The organism is Prevotella sp. P4-98 (assembly GCF_002251405.1).
Classification (GTDB): Bacteria; Bacteroidota; Bacteroidia; order Bacteroidales; family Bacteroidaceae; genus Prevotella.
In genome coordinates this window covers 22369-39382 of the sequence record NZ_NPJC01000065.1, presented here as the reverse complement: position 1 = coordinate 39382, position 17014 = coordinate 22369, and the positions used below count along the sequence as shown (strand labels likewise).

The window sequence follows — 17014 nt, the reverse complement described above, 5'->3', positions numbered from 1 at the left end:
TGATACACAATTTCTACAAGACCATCATGAGCAGGCTTGACACCAAGGCTTTTGGGCTCAAGAAAACGAGTCGCATAAAGGCTTTTGTCTTCAGATTCATCTCCGTACCTGCCAAGTGGATCATGACTGCAAGGCAATACGTGCTGAATATCTACACAGAGAACCGAGCTTATGCAAGACCCTTCAAAACAGAATTCGGATAAGAATCCTTTCTTTCCGGTTTGAATCTGCGTATTACCTCAAGTCGCATCGTGGGGTAAGGGGATGGTGGCTACATATTGATGTTGTGCTGTTGCTTTTTACTGAAAGCTGCTACTAACGACTCATAAATCTACCCTTAATCGTGTATTGGATGATAGTTGCGGATTTTAGGATAACCAGATCAGATCTTTTAGGTATTAGTAGTTGATCAGAACTTCAAAGATTGGGATAATAGTAATCCTTATAGTTTGAAAACATTTATGGAAAGACGAGACTTGCTAACCATAGCATGCCTCGTCTTTGGTAGGTATACGCGGCATGGGCATTGGCTAATGGGCGAAGTGTAGATTAATGATAATGTATTAGTAGAAACATATAATAGGGTGAAGGGGCTTCGTTGAGAAGTCAATTCTGAAACTGAAATAATAAAAGTGATTTGACGCCTTGTCGATATTTACCTTAGTAGTCTTTTACTTCTCCTATCAAGTTCCCTTTGTTTCTGTATGGTTATGGGACTTAATTGGGACTCACTTGGGATTTTGTTAGGAATTACTGTCTTTGTATGTGAAAGGAATATGTTGTGTGATGATGGACGATAAGGTAATTGTCAAAGAAATATTCGATTAAACTCGTAGCGCCGAGAATAAAAAATTCTCTTACGCATTACAGTATTACAGTATTACAGTTTTTGAAAACGGAATTTTTACCAGTTTGAATGCGATTTTGATATCTTTAAGATGGCAAATTTACTATTAACTCATCGTATTTGCTCCTTGAAAACTGTAATACTGTAATAACTGTAAATTTTAAAAATGTAAATAAAATGACTTCTTTTGTGTATTGGAGTAATCCTTTGATGATATAATACGGACTGTAATAGGATAGAAAAACGAGGCATACTTGATTACAGTATGCCTCGTTTTTGAAAGTTATTATTTATTGTTATTTAGTGTGTCGATCCATGAAGATTTGTACGGCAGTATTGCCCATTTGTTTGGCCTTCTGTAGATTGGCCATTCCATCTTTTTTATTATCTGACAGCCATTGTGCTGCGCCAAGGAAATAATAGCCGTCGCTTTCGTCTGGTGCCAATGTGATGAGTTGTTGTGAGGTTTCAATAGCTTCTTTGTACATGGCAACTCTTACCAGAAGTGCTGCTTTTTCTGCTAGGTATAGTGTGGCTTGAGGAGCTAGTTCTACTGCCTTGTCTATGTCGCTGAGAGCTTGTTGGTAAAGGCGTCCTGCCACTTCCGACTGTTCTCTCATATAATAGAATGGTGCGTCGAGTTGGGCAACCATTAGAGTGCCATATTCGTTATAGTCGGCAACAGCCAAACGGTATTTTCCTGCGTCATGTCTGGCTTGTGCGCGTGCTAGAAGAAATGGTGCAGCTTCTTTCAAATACGGTTTGTTGTATAGAGCTACTGCACTATCGAGGAGTGCAAGTTGCTGTACGGTATCTTTCTTCTGAGCTTTGCATAGTGAGGCGGCATAGAAGATGTCTGCACTTCTGAGGTCGCTGTTTGTCAACTTCATATAGAGGTCACCGGCTTCGTCGTATTTCCCTTGTGTATATAGAATTTGAGCTTCCTGTTGCATATAAACGCTTTGTGGTTCTGTCTTGTAGGCTTCGCGTGCTTCTGCAAGTGCCTTGTCGAGAGTCCATGGGGCAAAAGTTTTTTTATCGTTGCTCTGGAGGCAGTATTGTAATACCGTTTGTGCATACTGATAGTGTGCATCAGCTTTGTTGCTTCCCATCTTCACAGCTTGTTGAAGGTATTTGTCGGCCTCTTCATAGCTTTCGTTGCTGATGGCAATTCTTGCTAGATTGACGTAGCCGTCGGCTGATTCAGGAAACTGTTTCACGAAACGTCTGACGTAATCTGTGTATTTTTGCGTCTTGAAAGCGTTGCGTGCAACGAATAGTGTCAGTAGTGCATCGTTGATGTCTGAGGGAATGGCAATATCGATGTTTGTAGCTTGTATTGCAGGATCATTGAAACTTAATCCGTTAAGTTTCAGGTTTGCCGCAAATGGTGCAGAAACAGCATAGGCATCGGCCTGTTTGGTATTTGAAGATGGTTGGATGAGTCCTATGAGTTCTCCTTTATCGTTCATTACTGGTGAACCGTTTTCAATATTAGATGCTGTTGTCTGGATATTGTAGTAACGGTACGATTCCATGAATGTTTCCCCACTTTTAACAGAGGCTTTGATTGTTCCTGGTTTTTTGTTGGCAGAGTAGGGTAGAATCCATACTTCTGATCCGTCTGTGGCTTGAGATTCTGCAATGTTTATGGCGTTGGCTTTTTTGGTCTGTACTCTGAATTTTGCCACATCGTACATTTCGTTTGCACCCATGAGATTCTCAACGGTCCATTCCTTTCCTGTGGCGTCGATAACCACAGCTTTTTGTGCACCTCTGAATGGTGTGTAACTGCTGATTGCCTCTCCATCTTCTGTAATAAACACACCTGTAGTGCTTGCAAGAAGACTACCGTCTGTTGCGAAGGTTTTGAGCGTGAATACACTTTTTGTTGCTTTTGCAGCCCATGATGGCGTTTGTGCATTTGTAGCGGTCAATGCCATGAAGGCAAGGATGAAAGCTATAGTTTTCCTTTTGTATGATATCAGTATTTTCTTCATATTCTTGTTTTTTTATGCTTTGGTTATGAGTGTTTCAACAGTTGTTTTGCATTAGCGATGGCGGCTTCAGAAACATCGCTACCGCTTAGCATCTGTGCAATTTCATTAACTCTTTCTTCTTCGTTGAGTCGTTGCATTTTGCTGATGGTTCCTTGGGTACTTTCCTGTTTCGATACTTTATAGTGTACAGTTCCGAGTGCTGCAATCTGCGGTAGGTGTGTGATGGATATGACTTGTCGGTCCTTGTCTCCCATTTCCTGCATGATTTCAGCCATGCGTTCTGCAATTTTTCCACTTACTCCAGTATCTATTTCATCGAAGATGATGGTTGGTAGTTTGACAGCTCCGCTAATCATGGCTTTCAGCGAGAGCATGATGCGTGCTATTTCTCCTCCCGATGCTACGTGAGCAATGGGTTGGAGCGGACTTGATGTGTTGGCGCTGAATAGAAAAGCTACTTCATCGTGTCCGTCACGTCTGAGTGTAGTGGTATTGATGCTGATTTTGAATTGGAGTTTTGGCATTCCAAGTGCTGTGAGTCGTTCGTGCATTTGCTTCTCTATAATTGTTGAAGCCTTTTGTCGTTTCTGTGAGAGCTTTGATGCTAGTTTCTCGCAGTTGTCATGAAGTTGCTTGATTTCGTTTCTCAACGTGTCGAGTGCTTCGTCTCCGTTCTCCATATCTTGCAGTTGTGCGGCATATTTGTTTCGCAACTCTATGAGTTCTGCTACAGTATCTACATGATGTTTGTTTTGCAACGAGTAGAGTGTATCGAGTCTTTTTTCTATCTGTTCTTGTTCTGCAGGGTCGAATTCCACATTTGACAATTGGTATTCCATGTCCTGTGCCAAGTCTTTGACTTCAATATAACATGCTTGTATGCGTTCTGTCCATGCTGTGGCTTCGGGCAGGATGTTGCAGATGGAGTTGAGTGCGCTTAGAGCTTTTCTCAACTGTGGCTCTGTTCCATATTCTTCTGCGGTTAGACAATTGTTGGCGGTGAAGAGTGATGTCTTGATGTCTTCGCTGTGTGCCATCATATCGCGTTGCTGCTCAAGTTCTTCAAGTTCACCTTCCTGTAGTTGAGCATCTTGCAGTTCGTTATATTGGAATTGTATGAAGTCTTGATTTTGTCTGTTCTGTCTGATTTGTTCTTCCAATTCGTGGAGTTCGTGCTGTTTTTTCTGCAAGCGTTCATATTGGGCAGCATAGTCTCCGAGCAGAGTTTGGTTTTCTGCAAGAATATCTACCACCTCCATTTGGAAGTCCTGTTTTCCGAGCAGCAGATTCTGATGTTGTGAGTGCACATCTACTAATTGTTCTCCGAGTTCTTTGAGTAGCGAGAGTGAAATAGGTGTGTCGTTGATGAATGCTCTGCTTTTTCCGGCAGCAGTCAGTTCCCTTCTGACGATGCAATCTTGAGCATCGTAGTCAATATCATTTCGTTCGAAAAACTCTTTCATCTTGTATTTTTCCAAGTTGAAATGAGCCTCTATGACGCATCTGTCTGTACCTTGCTTGATGGATTTTGTGTCCGCCCTTTGTCCCAAGAGTAATCCTATGGCTCCGAGTATAATACTTTTTCCCGCGCCAGTTTCTCCTGTGATGACAGAAAAACCTGTTTCGAACTCCATGTCAAGCAGGTCAATGAGTGTAAAGTTTTTGATGTATAATCGTTTAAGCATGATGCATTACATTTTCATTTTTACTCTTTTATTTTCTCCCATGCATTGTTTTGCGAAGCATTGATATCTGTGAGCAGATTGTATATCTCTTCGCGCTCTTTTGCCGTACCTTTTCCTTGGAAGATGTTGGTCAGTTCGTCGCGCTTGTAGTCGGTCCATATTTGTGGCATTCTGCTCATCATTTTGTTTTGGTGTGCTTGTTTGAGGAGTTGTAGTGCGCTGCTGATGGTTTTTCTTGCCCTTTCAGTATTTGTAACCATCTGATCGAGTCCTTTTCGATAGTATTCGTATTGCAGTTGGCGAATGGGGCGCATAGGTTCATCGAGATAGTCGCTAATGATGCTGTATCTGTTTCTGTCGTTGTCGAATGCTTTCCATCCTGCAAATCCCAATGACTGAGCGTTGTTGACCAACAGGTAACATTGTTGCAACACATCTGTTCCCCCCATTGGTGAGAAGGTGTCGAGATCTATTCCTATGATGAGGTAGGCGTAATAGGCCATGAGCGCTGTGAGTTGATGGTCTATTGTTTCGGGGTGAAAATTGAGTTGGTCGTATTCTGCATAATCAAAGTTGAAGTCAGTATCTTGATTGCTGTAGATGGTTGTGGTGTATGTTGATCCATAAACCGGTCTTATTGCCTGTATATTGGCTGTTGCTTCCATCCTTCCTGTGCTTTTGTCGTATTTACCGACGGTGATGTTAAATACACAGTTGATGCGCTCTTTCTTATCAAACTGGAGGTCAGTCCATTGCCTGTCGTTGACAAATTGCTGGAGTGATTGTTCCAGTTGTTTGAATACACGTTCATCAGTTCCTTGCACCTGCGCATGGTTTATACTGACGCGTGCTTGTAGTTCTTGGGCTTTGATTTCTCCCCAGCAAGCAGCGACAATCAGTATGACCATTATGCGCCAGTGTTTCATATAATCTCCTCCAGTTCGTTGACGATATCGATGGCAACTTCTTGTTTGTTTTTCTTCCCGAACTCCTTTTGTTCCTCTCTTGTGACGATGCAGATTTTGTTCTGGTCAGATTTGAAACAAGTACCTTCATTTCTCAATGAGTTGAGCACGATGAAATCGAGGTTCTTGCGCACGAGCTTATCTTGTGCATGAGCCATTTCGTTGTTTGTCTCAAGTGCAAAGCCCACAAGTCTTTGCCCTTCTTTTTTCATTTTTCCGAGTTGGGCAGCGATATCATGGGTAGGCTTGAGCCTAATGACGAGGTCATCTTTTTCTCGCTTTATTTTCTCTTGGGCCATGTTTTCTGGCTTGAAGTCTGCCACTGCTGCACATAGAATTGCAGCATTTGCCTGTTTAAAATGTTCGACAGTAGCTTCATACATTTCTTCGCAGCTTTCCACGTCAATACGATTGATAGCGGAATGTGGTGTTTCCAGTGAAACTGGGCCGGCAACGAGTGTGACATTCGCTCCTCTTAATGCACATTCTCTAGCGAGTGCAAATCCCATTTTTCCGCTTGAATAGTTGCCGATAAACCTCACGGGGTCTATCTTTTCGAATGTGGGACCTGCGGTGATGAGAATGTTTTTGTTTTGCATGGAGCTCTGTGTGTTAAGTGCGCTGTCGAGGAAATCCACGATGCGTTCAGGCTCTTCCATGCGTCCTTTTCCTTCCAAGCCTGATGCCAAAAATCCGCTTTTGGGTTCGATAATGGTATTGCCGAAGGATTGTAGGCGTTTCATATTGTCCTGTGTGGTAGGATGTTTGTACATGTCGAGATCCATGGCAGGAGCAATAAACACAGGGGCTTTCATTGACAGATAGGTGGTAATGAGCATATTGTCTGCCACTCCATTTGCCATTTTTCCCAGGGTTGAAGCGGTACAGGGAGCTATGAGCATAGCATCAGCCCAGAGTCCGAGTGTAACGTGCGAGTTCCATGTTCCGTCACGTTGCGAGAAGAATTCGCTGATGACTGGTTTTTGAGTGAGTGCCGATAGTGTGATGGGAGTGATAAATTCTTTTCCAGCAGGAGTAATGACCACTTGTACTTCAGCGCCTCTTTTAATCAGTCCTCTTATGATGAGACATGCTTTGTAGGCTGCGATAGATCCTGTGATGCCTAATACTATTTTTTTTCCTTTAAGCATTTATTATCGTGTTAAATTGGAAGCTTCGCGCAATCTGATGCGTGTCAGCACTTGTTTGGTATTGTTGGTGAAGTCTCCTTGCATAATCCAGCTATAGTAGCCCGGATCGATATTGAGTACGGTAGTTACGGGGGTTCCTTTGTATTTACCGAAGTTGAACATTTCAGTCATAATGGGGTTACCGTCTTTATCGAGTATGTTTTTTCCTGCTCGGTCTTTCAGTTCTCCCCAAACAATTCGTCCGGCAAAATCCACGTTGTTGTTCATACGTGAGAATTCTGCGAGAAACTTCATGTCGTTCTGTAGTATGCGCTCTGGCTCTTCCTGTCGCTCTGCGGTGTACATGTCGAGTTCGCCTTGTAACACTCTGTATGTTGCCTCTGTGTCTTCGTCGGCGCGGTGTGCGGTGAAGTCTTCTTCCATTTTTCTTCCGCAATAGAATTTATAGGCTGCAGCCAAGTTTCTACGCTCCATTTTGTGGTAAATGGTTTGTACGTCAATCATGTTTCGTTTTGAAAAGTCGAAGTCGATATTGGCGCGCAGAAATTCTTCTGCAAGAAGAGGTACGTCGAAGTGATTGGAGTTGTAACCAGCGATGTCGCTGTCAGCGAAAATTTTATTGATGGTCTGGCCAATTTCCTTGAAAGTGGGTTGTCCTTGTACATCTTCGTTGCTGATGCCTGTGAGTTGTACGACGACGTCAGGAATGGGTTTCTCTGGGTTGACGAGATAGTTTCCTCTTTCTTCTCGTCCGTCAGGGAATACCTTGATGTAGGATATCTGTATGATTCGGTCTTTGACGATGTCTAATCCTGTTGTTTCAAGATCAAAGATGACAAGTGGTTTCTGTAAGTTGAGTTTCATGATGGTTGTATTTAATAGATATAAAAAAGGCGATTGATAACCGCGCGCTTGCTACTCGTAATTCCGAGCGTGCTATACTATTGCGCTACGATTACCAATCGTCCGTTGTGTCTTATCAGTCGTTGAGGAGCATAGGCATCATCAGCATGAGCACGTCTTGCCCTTCTGGCTGTTCTGATGGAATGACGAGTCCTGCACGGCTTGGGTCAGCCAATTGTATGATAACCTCTTCGCAATCGAAGTTGGTAAGTATTTCGATGAATGCTGATCCTTTGAATCCAATGCTCATGGGCTGTCCGTTGTAGTCGCAAATCATGCGTTCGGTAGCTGTCTTTGAGAAGTCGAAATCTTCTGCGTCGAGCTGTAGGGTGCTTCCTTCTACATGGAATCGGATAAGGTTGCTTGAGTCGTTGGCAAAAGGTTGTACGCGGCGAAGAGCTGCGAGTAGAGCCAGCCTGTCAACGGTTAGCGTGTTGGTGTTGTTCTGTGGAATTACAGAATTGTAGTTTGGATAACGTCCTTCAATCAGTCGGCATGAGAGTCTTCCATCACCGTAGTTGATTTCCGCATTGCGTTCGTTGAATTTGATTTCTACGTCACCTCCATCCTTCTGCAACAGGTTTTTCAGCAGGCCAGCAGGTTTTTTGGGGAGAATAAATGATGCAGGCTGTTCGCTTTGTACGGTGAATACTTTGTTGCGAACGAGTTTGTGACCGTCTGAAGCCACCACAGCGAGATGTTCAGGAGTGAGATCAAAGTATATTCCGTTCATTACCGGTCTGAGTTCGTCTTGAGCTGTTGCGAAGAGAGAACGGTTGATGTTGTCGGCAAGCACGTTGCTTGGCATCACGATGGTGTTTATTCCTTCTGTGATAGGTTGGCTCTGTGGGTATTCGTCTGCATTCTCCACAGGCAGCGAGAAAAGGCCGTTTTGGTAACTGATCTTTGCGATGTTATCCTGAAGGTTGACATCGAATGTGATCGGCTGCTCTGAGAATCCCTTGATGGCTTCGAGCAAGTCATGGTTGTTGATGGCGAAACGACCGTTTGCGTCGCTTTCGGTCAGTTCCATCTGTGTGTTGATGACATTCTCGCTGTCAGAGGCTGTCAGATAGAGCACATTGTCTTGGATGTCGAACAGAAAGTCGGCCAAGATAGGCAGTGAGTTCTTGCTGTTGATGACTTTTGCGAGAGCATTGAGTTTGCTGCTGAGCGCAGTGCTTGATACTGTAAATCTCATGAATATTGTTGTTTATATGTTTTTAGCATTTTTACCGAGTACAAAAATACAAAAATAGTTGTTGACTTGCAAAAATATTTGGAGAAAAGTGTTCTTTTTAGAACTATTTTTCGTAATTTCGCAATCTGAAACATAAATTCAATAAATAAGACTAATATTACATTATGGAATTAACAGGAAAAATCATTGCCGTATTGCCGGCAAACAGTGGCGTGTCTGCACGTACAGGAAACCCTTGGATGTCTCAGGAATATGTCATTGAGGTACCGGGTCAATATCCCAAAAAGTGTGTATTCCGCATTTTCGGTGAGGATCGTATAAAACAGTTCAATATCCAGCAGGGCGAGGATCTTACTGTTAGTTTTGACATTGATGCACACGAGTACAATGGTCGTTGGTTCAATGAAATCCGTGCTTACAATGTGAACCGTGGTGTTGCCGCTGCTCCTGTGGGTGCTCCTATGGCTGGTGCTGCTCCTCAGACTGCTACATCTCCATTCCCTCCTACTCAGGAGCCTGCTGAGGGAAGTAGCGATGATCTGCCTTTCTAATAGTCTGTCGTTCACTAAAACAGATATTCGAGCAATTGACTTTGGGGTCGGTTGCTTTTTTTATATATGAGTTTGAGTTAATAGAGTAGGGCATTATGGGTATGTGGTTTAGAGTTAAGATTTCAGTCTTTCCATTTGTATCCTTCGTGTATGTTATGGGGATTCTTGGAAAGCTATCGGCTCATGGGACTACAGATTCTCTGAATAATAAAATCCAGAAATCATGGGTCTATGGATTTTTTTATTTGAATTCGCAGATTGTGAACTGTTGTCTTCTATGTAATACTAAAAAGACATAGAGGATAGAGAAGAAAACAAAGCAAGTAACTTATGAATAACTTATGAATACAAAGAGAGGCTGCAACCTTATCGATTGCAGCCTCTGCTTATATTGTGGAGTGGGAGGGATTATTCACCCTTCTCCATCTGAGCCTTCAGATTGGCCAGAACGTCGAGGTCACCGAGAGTGGTGCTTGCTGCGATGTTCTCAATCTTTGGAGCGTCGTCCTTCTTAGCGGCACGAGCCTTCTTGGCTGCAGCCTTCTTCTCCTCACGCTGAGGATCCTCGAAAGTGCGGCTGTGAGAGAGGATGATGCGCTTAGAGTCCTTGTTGAACTCAATAACTTTGAAGGACAGAACCTCACCCTGAGTAGCCTGTGAGCCATCTTCCTTAACGAGGTGCTTAGGAGTAGCGAAGCCCTCTACGTTCTCGTCGAGCTGGATAACAGCACCCTTCTCGAGGAGTTCAACGATCTTACCCTCGTGGATAGAACCAACGGTGTATTTCTCCTCGAATACATCCCAAGGATTGTCCTCAAGCTGCTTGTGGCCGAGAGAGAGACGGCGGTTTTCCTTGTCGATGTCGAGAACGACAACGTCAATCTGTGCACCAACCTGTGTGAATTCAGAAGGATGTTTAACCTTTTTAGTCCATGAGAGGTCGCTGATGTGGATCAGGCCGTCAACACCTTCTTCAAGTTCAACAAATACACCGAAGTTGGTGAAGTTGCGAACCTTGGCGCTGTGTTTGCTGCCAATGGGATATTTCACTTCGATAGCCTCCCATGGATCTTCCTTGAGCTGCTTGATACCGAGTGACATCTTGCGCTCGTCGCGGTCGAGAGTGAGGATTACGGCCTCTACCTCGTCGCCAACCTTCAGGAATTCCTGAGCTGAACGCAGGTGTTGGCTCCATGACATCTCTGATACGTGGATCAGACCCTCTACACCAGGCTGGATCTCTACGAATGCACCGTAGTCGGCAATAACGACTACCTTGCCCTTCACGTGATCGCCTACCTTCAGGTTTGCATCGAGAGCGTCCCATGGATGTGGAGTGAGCTGTTTCAGACCGAGAGCAATGCGCTTCTTCTCGTCATCGAAGTCGAGGATAACGACATTGATTTTCTGATCGAGCTCTACTACCTTATGAGGATCGTCTACGCGACCCCAAGAGAGGTCTGTAATGTGGATGAGTCCGTCAACACCGCCGAGGTCAACGAATACACCGTAAGAAGTGATGTTCTTGACAGTACCTTCGAGAATCTGACCCTTTTCGAGCTTGCTGATGATTTCTTTCTTCTGAGCTTCCAGTTCGGCCTCGATGAGAGCCTTGTGTGAAACTACTACGTTGCGGAACTCCTGATTGATCTTGACAACCTTGAATTCCATGGTTTTGCCTACGAACTGGTCGTAGTCGCGTATGGGGTGAACGTCGATCTGGCTACCGGGCAAGAAAGCCTCGATGCCGAATACGTCAACAATCATACCGCCCTTAGTGCGGCACTTGATGTAGCCCTGGATGATTTCCTCGTTCTCGAGGGCTGCGTTAACACGCTCCCAGCTCTTAGAGAGGCGTGCTTTCTTGTGAGAAAGTATGAGCTGACCTTTCTTGTCCTCTGCATTTTCTACGTAAACCTCTACAACGTCACCTACTTTGAGGTCGGGGTTGTAGCGAAATTCTGATGCGGGGATGATACCGTCGCTCTTGTAGCCGATGTTTACGACTACTTCTTTCTTGTCTGCACTGATTACGGTTCCCTCTACTACCTGATGCTCGCTCACTTTGTTGAGAGTCTCATCGTAGGCCTTGTCGAGGTCTTCCTTGCTGACATTGACAGTCGTACCGTTTTCAAACTGGTTCCAGTCGAAATCGGCCAGCGGCTGTACGTTCTTTGTTAATTCTGACATAATTTAAAAAATTGTTTGTTAATTTAATAAAGTTGGACTTTATGTGAACTGTGATTGTAGGCCTATACCCACAAATCGGCTGCAAAATTACAAAAAAAATAGTTTCCTACCAAAGTTTTTTGCCGAAAGTTGTATAATATCCTTCGTTTTCTCGCCGGGATATAATAAAAACGAGCTTTATTCTGCTTATTGGGCTTAACGTAAACCCTGAACTTCGTTCTTCGTTTTTTCTCCATGGCATAACTCGAAGGAGTTCGGTTCTGCTCATTTGGCTTAACGAAAACGATGATTTTTCTTTGTTTTATATTTATGTTATGAGCCAAGTCAAACTAAGTCTGACTTGGCTCATGTTTTTTGTCACGTATTTACGTGGTTCCTTTGTGAGTCTGCGCGGTTTTTATTGCGGTTTTCTCGTTTTTTTTTGCTTAGTAGCTTCTGGCGATGATGACGCGTGCTTTTGAAGGCTTACCGCTGACCATATCTATGCCCGGAGTCTGCTCGTAGGCAAAAGGTACGCAGCGAATGGTGGCCTGAGTTTCTTCTTTGATCTTTGCCTCGGTCTCGGCGGTGCCGTCCCAGTGGCAGAGGAAGAAACCTCCGTCTTTCACGCGTTCCTTAAACTCCTCGTAGTTGTCGCATTCATAAACGCGTGAGTCGCGCCATGAGCGTGCTTTCTCGAAGATGTTCTTCTGGATGTCTTCCAACAACTGCTCTACATGCTGAGCGATGCCGTCGATGGAGTGTGTTTCTTTCTCCAAAGTATCGCGGCGCATCACTTCGATGGTGCCGTTCTCTAAGTCGCGAGCACCCATTACGAGGCGTACAGGTACACCTTTAAGTTCGTAGTCGGCAAACTTGAAGCCGGGACGCTTGTTGTCCGAGTCATCATATTTCACGCTGATGCCTTTTGAACGCAGTTCGTCGATGACGGGTTGCAGACGTTCGCTGATGTGTTTCAAATCGTCTCCCTTTGAGATGGGTACGATGACCACCTGGATAGGGGCCAGTTTTGGAGGTAATACCAAACCGTTGTCATCTGAGTGAGTCATAATGAGAGCACCGATGAGTCGGGTAGAAACGCCCCATGAGGTGGCCCAGACATATTCCGGTTTGTTCTCTTTATTAAGATAGGTGACGTCGAAGGCCTTGGCGAAGTTCTGCCCGAGGAAGTGTGAAGTACCGCTTTGCAGTGCCTTTCCGTCTTGCATCATGGCCTCGATGGTATAGGTGTCGAGTGCACCTGCAAAGCGCTCTGTTTCGCTCTTTACACCCTGCAATACGGGTACAGCCATCCATTCTTCTGCAAATTTTGCATAAACAGCCAGCATTTTCTGTGCTTCTTGTTCTGCTTCTTCTTTGGTGGCATGGGCGGTGTGACCTTCTTGCCACAGAAATTCTGAGGTACGGAGGAATGGGCGTGTGCGCATTTCCCATCTCATTACGTTACACCACTGGTTGCACATCAAAGGCAGGTCGCGCCATGAGTGAATCCAGTTTTTGTATGTGTTCCAAATGATGGTTTCTGAGGTAGGACGTACGATGAGTTCTTCCTCCAGTTTTGCAGCTGGATCTACTTCTACGCCACTTTTGTCTTCTTTGGCGCGCAAGCGATAGTGGGTCACCACGGCGCATTCCTTGGCAAAGCCTTCTACGTGTTCGGCTTCGCGGCTAAGGAATGATTTTGGTATCAACAGAGGGAAATAGGCGTTCTGTGCGCCAGTTTCCTTAAACATCTTGTCCAGTTGCTGTTGCATCTTTTCCCAGATAGCATAGCCGTAAGGTTTGATCACCATGCATCCACGCACGGCTGATTGCTCGGCCAGGTCGGCCTTGACCACAAGGTCGTTGTACCACTGGCTGTAGTTGTCTGCTCTTTTTGTCAGCTCTTTAAGTTCTTTTGCCATAAAAATACTTGTAGAAATCTAAAATTTGGTGCAAAGTTACTAAATAATTCATAATTCATAATTCATTAATGATATTTTTTTCTACCTTTGCATCAATTTAATAAGTATTCACGTAACAAAAAACACAAAAGAATGAAAATCAAGGCTATTTCGCTTGCACTCTGCTTTGGCATGCTCTTTACAGGGTGCAATAACATGCAGAAAGGAGCAGGTATTGGCGCTGGAGGTGGTGCTGTGCTTGGAGGTATAATCGGAAAAATTGCAGGAAATACTGCTGTTGGCGCAGCTATCGGAGCCGCAGTAGGTGCAGGAACAGGAGCGATTATCGGCAAACGTATGGATAAGGTGAAGGCTGAGGCTGCCCAGGTAAAAAATGCTCAGGTTGAAACTGTGAAAGATACCAATGGACTCGATGCTGTTAAGGTGTCGTTTGACTCAGCTATTCTTTTTGCCACCAACAAGGCCGAACTCAGTCAGAGTGCCAAAAACTCGCTGGCACAGTTCTCTAAGGTGCTTAATAATAATGCTGACCTCGATATTGCCATCATTGGTCATACCGATAATACGGGTAACGATGGTATTAACCAGCCGTTGTCTGTCAGTCGTGCTCAGAGTGTTAATAGTTATCTCCTTTCTTGTGGTGTAAAATCCGCTCAGATTAAGCGTATTGAAGGCCAGGGTTCTACTAATCCTGTAGCAGATAATAGTACTGCTGAAGGTCGTAAGCTCAATCGTCGAGTAGAGGTATATATGTACGCCAGTCAGAAGACTATTCAGCAGGCACAACAGGCAAACTAAATGGGCAAACTTACAGTATCGCAGACTAAAACTCTTGTTTTGCAGAAGATAAGAAAAGTGTTATTATGGATAGTGGCAACGTTTTTCGTTTCCACTATTCTTTCTGTTGTCGTATTGCGTTGGGTGCCTGTTTGGTTTACTCCGCTCATGTTTATCCGTCTTTTCCAACAGGCAGGACAGGGGCATGAATTGGTGTTGCGCCATCGTTGGGTGCCTCTTGAGGATATTTCCCCTTCACTTCCCAAGGCAGTTATGGCAGGTGAGGATGCTCGTTTTCTTGACCATCATGGTTTTGACTATCGAGCCATAGAGTATGCTGCCATGCGTAATATCAGTCATCCCGAAAAGCGCAAACTTGGTGCCTCTACTATCTCACAACAGACCGCTAAGAATGTTTTTCTTTGGCCTGGCCGTTCGTGGATACGTAAGGGTTTTGAGGTCTATTTTACCGCGCTTATTGAGTTGGTATGGTCTAAAGAGCGCATTATGGAGGTCTATCTAAACTCTATAGAAATGGGTGATGGAATTTATGGTGCGAGTGCTGTGGCAGAGTGGCATTTCCATAAGTCAGCTGCCGATTTGACAAAGTCGGAGTGTGCTCTTATTGCCGGTTCGTTACCCAATCCGCGCAAATACAATTCTGCTGATCCTGGTCCTTATTTACGAAAACGTCAGGGGCGCATTTTGCGTGAAATGAGGTTTGTAAAGACGTTGCCTGAAAAATGATTATTGCTTTGCAATATGATATTCTCCTTGTCGGAAATCGACAGGGAGTTTTTTTGTTTCTCTTATCTGTTTCCTCTCTGTCCCCCATGTCGTCCGTATGTTTATTGGGACTTACGTGGGAGTTGCATCAGACTTACTTGGGAAATGCCACGGGCTTATATATATTAAGATGTATGAGGAACGGTGTAATATGAAATCATATTGATATGTAAAGAAAAAGTGACAATATTGATTGTGATGTGCTGCGTTGGCAAACTATTTTCGCATAATGCACTATTGTTTCTTTTCCAATTCCTGCAAACTTTCCATCTTTTTGGACTCAAGGAACTCGTAGATGCCACATAAGTGTTCGCGTACGCGACCATGACCGAATTCATAGACTTTGCTGACAAGGCCATCAAGGAAGTCGCGGTCGTGGCTGACAACGATGAGTGTGCCATCAAAGTCTTGAAGTGCTTGCTTGAGCACATCTTTGGTCTTGAGGTCAAGGTGGTTGGTGGGCTCGTCGAGGATTAGCAGGTTGACGGGTTCCAATAAGAGTTTGAGGATGGCAAGACGTGTGCGTTCTCCACCTGAGAGCACTTTTACTTTCTTGGTAGAATCTTCTCCGCCAAACATAAAGGCGCCGAGGAGGTCTCGTATCTTGTTGCGTATTTCACCTTTAGCCACATCGTCAATAGTCTGGAAAACGGTAAGTTCACCATCGAGTAGCGATGCTTGGTTTTGGGCGAAATAGCCAATCTGTACGTTGTGGCCGAGCTGAAGTTTCCCTTCATTTTTCAGTTGCCCCATGATGCACTTCACCAATGTTGATTTACCCTCTCCGTTTCGCCCCACGAAAGCAATCTTGTCGCCACGTTCCACGGTAAGGTTCACTCCGCTGAAAACCTTTTTGTCGTCGAACGCCATGGCTACATCGCTCATTTGTACAGGGTAGGCGCCGCTTCGAGGACTTGGTGGGAATTTCAGGCGCAGATGGCTGGTGTCTTCTTCATCCACTTCGATGAGTTCCAGTTTTTCAAGCATCTTTACCCGACTCTGCACTTGGAAGGTTTTGGAATAGGTACCTTTGAAACGTTCGATGAAGTCTTTGGTCTCGGCAATCATTTTCTGCTGTTCCTCATATTTCTTCATTTGCTGTTCGCGGCGCTCTTTACGCAGTTCCAGATAGTGGCTGTAAGTAGCTTTGTAGTCATAGATGCGTCCCATGGTCACCTCAATGGTTCGGGTGGTGATGTTGTCCACGAATTTGCGGTCGTGGCTGATGACAATCACCGCTTTAGAACTATTGCAAATAAAGTCCTCAAGCCAGCCGATAGATTCTATGTCGAGGTGGTTGGTAGGCTCGTCAAGGAGAAGAACGTCTGGTGATTTGAGCAACAGTTTTGCCAGTTCGATGCGCATACGCCAGCCTCCGGAGAACTCGCTGGTAGGGCGGTTGAAGTCAGAACGCTCGAATCCAAGACCGAGGAGTGTTTTCTCCACATCCTCTTCAAAGTGGCTCATATCTATGGCGTAGAACTTTTCTGATAGTGTCGAAACCTTCTCGATGAGTTGCATGTATTCGTCACTCTCGTAGTCAGTACGTGTAGTGAGTTCGTTATTGATGCGGTCTATTTCCGCCTGAATCTCATGAAGATGAGCAAATGCCTGGCAGGTTTCGTCAAACACGGTTCGTCCGTCTTCAGTCATCAGATGCTGTGGTAGATAGGCAATGACGCAGTCTTTTGGTGCCGAAACGGTACCTCTTGTTGCTGTGCGTACCCCAGCAATAATTTTGAGCAGAGTACTCTTTCCTGCGCCATTTTTTCCCATCAGGGCAATACGGTCCTTCTCGTTGATTTGGAAGGAGATGTCTTTGAATAGGGTGGTTCCGCCAAATTCGACGGTCAATCCATCAACAGTAATCATATTTCTTTCTTGTGGTTATAGTGAAAAACGCTGCAAAAACAGAATATCGGGTCTGTTTGCGGTCGTGTGCTGATACAGTTTGTTATCAACAAAGTTGCAAAGTTACGAAAAAAAGGTTGTAAACAGAAATCGATGATGTAGAATTAACGCATCCCGAAGGTAAAAGACGACAAAATCCTTAT

The 17014-nt window shown here is 44.5% G+C and carries 12 protein-coding genes and 1 pseudogene; 4 read left to right on the top strand and 9 right to left on the bottom strand.

The window, feature by feature from the left end; translation table 11 throughout:
• Positions 1-203 (top strand): annotated as a pseudogene (locus tag CIK96_RS11195) (IS1380 family transposase); the annotation flags it as partial.
• Between the two features lie 940 nt (positions 204-1143).
• Here CIK96_RS11195 and CIK96_RS11190 read toward each other — a convergent pair.
• The 6 genes from CIK96_RS11190 to dnaN form a co-directional block, all read right to left on the bottom strand.
• Positions 1144-2847, bottom strand: a complete 1704-nt coding sequence (locus CIK96_RS11190; RefSeq protein WP_094440616.1) for a serine protease — start codon at positions 2845-2847, stop codon at positions 1144-1146.
• 23 nt (positions 2848-2870) lie between these two features.
• On the bottom strand, positions 2871-4532 hold the full coding sequence (recN, locus tag CIK96_RS11185; protein WP_094440615.1) for a DNA repair protein RecN: 1662 nt from the start codon (positions 4530-4532) through the stop codon (positions 2871-2873).
• Positions 4533-4552: 20 nt separating this feature from the next.
• Positions 4553-5440, bottom strand: a complete 888-nt coding sequence (locus CIK96_RS11180) for a DUF4835 family protein (RefSeq protein WP_254046238.1) — start codon at positions 5438-5440, stop codon at positions 4553-4555.
• Between the two features lie 14 nt (positions 5441-5454).
• Complete coding sequence (gene coaBC, locus CIK96_RS11175) at positions 5455-6648, bottom strand: bifunctional phosphopantothenoylcysteine decarboxylase/phosphopantothenate--cysteine ligase CoaBC (RefSeq protein WP_094390040.1); 1194 nt, start codon at positions 6646-6648, stop codon at positions 5455-5457.
• A gap of 3 nt (positions 6649-6651) precedes the next feature.
• Positions 6652-7512: a 3'-5' exonuclease gene (locus tag CIK96_RS11170; RefSeq protein ID WP_094440614.1), complete on the bottom strand. Its 861-nt coding sequence runs from the start codon at positions 7510-7512 to the stop codon at positions 6652-6654.
• Between the two features lie 115 nt (positions 7513-7627).
• A complete protein-coding gene (gene dnaN, locus CIK96_RS11165; protein ID WP_094390042.1) occupies positions 7628-8752 on the bottom strand; it encodes a DNA polymerase III subunit beta in 1125 nt (374 codons plus the stop codon).
• 164 nt (positions 8753-8916) lie between these two features.
• On the opposite strand from dnaN, the gene CIK96_RS11160 reads away from it, so the two are divergent.
• Entirely contained in the window at positions 8917-9303 is a 387-nt protein-coding gene (locus tag CIK96_RS11160; RefSeq protein WP_094390043.1) for a DUF3127 domain-containing protein, read from the top strand.
• A gap of 408 nt (positions 9304-9711) precedes the next feature.
• Here CIK96_RS11160 and rpsA read toward each other — a convergent pair whose 3' ends face one another.
• Entirely contained in the window at positions 9712-11493 is a 1782-nt protein-coding gene (rpsA, locus tag CIK96_RS11155) for a 30S ribosomal protein S1 (RefSeq protein WP_094440613.1), read from the bottom strand.
• A 425-nt stretch (positions 11494-11918) separates the two neighbouring features.
• The gene (gene proS, locus CIK96_RS11150; RefSeq protein ID WP_094390045.1) at positions 11919-13397 is read right to left on the bottom strand and encodes a proline--tRNA ligase; all 1479 of its coding nucleotides are present in this window, start codon (positions 13395-13397) and stop codon (positions 11919-11921) included.
• 132 nt (positions 13398-13529) lie between these two features.
• On the opposite strand from proS, the gene CIK96_RS11145 reads away from it, so the two are divergent.
• A complete protein-coding gene (locus CIK96_RS11145) occupies positions 13530-14195 on the top strand; it encodes an OmpA family protein (RefSeq protein WP_094390046.1) in 666 nt (221 codons plus the stop codon).
• Positions 14196-14921, top strand: coding sequence for a monofunctional biosynthetic peptidoglycan transglycosylase (gene mtgA / locus CIK96_RS11140; protein ID WP_094390047.1), 726 nt, complete (start codon positions 14196-14198; stop codon positions 14919-14921).
• Between the two features lie 273 nt (positions 14922-15194).
• On the opposite strand, the gene CIK96_RS11135 is transcribed toward mtgA, so the two are convergent.
• Positions 15195-16832: an ABC-F family ATP-binding cassette domain-containing protein gene (locus CIK96_RS11135; RefSeq protein WP_094390048.1), complete on the bottom strand. Its 1638-nt coding sequence runs from the start codon at positions 16830-16832 to the stop codon at positions 15195-15197.
• Between the last annotated feature and the right edge of the window lie 182 nt (positions 16833-17014).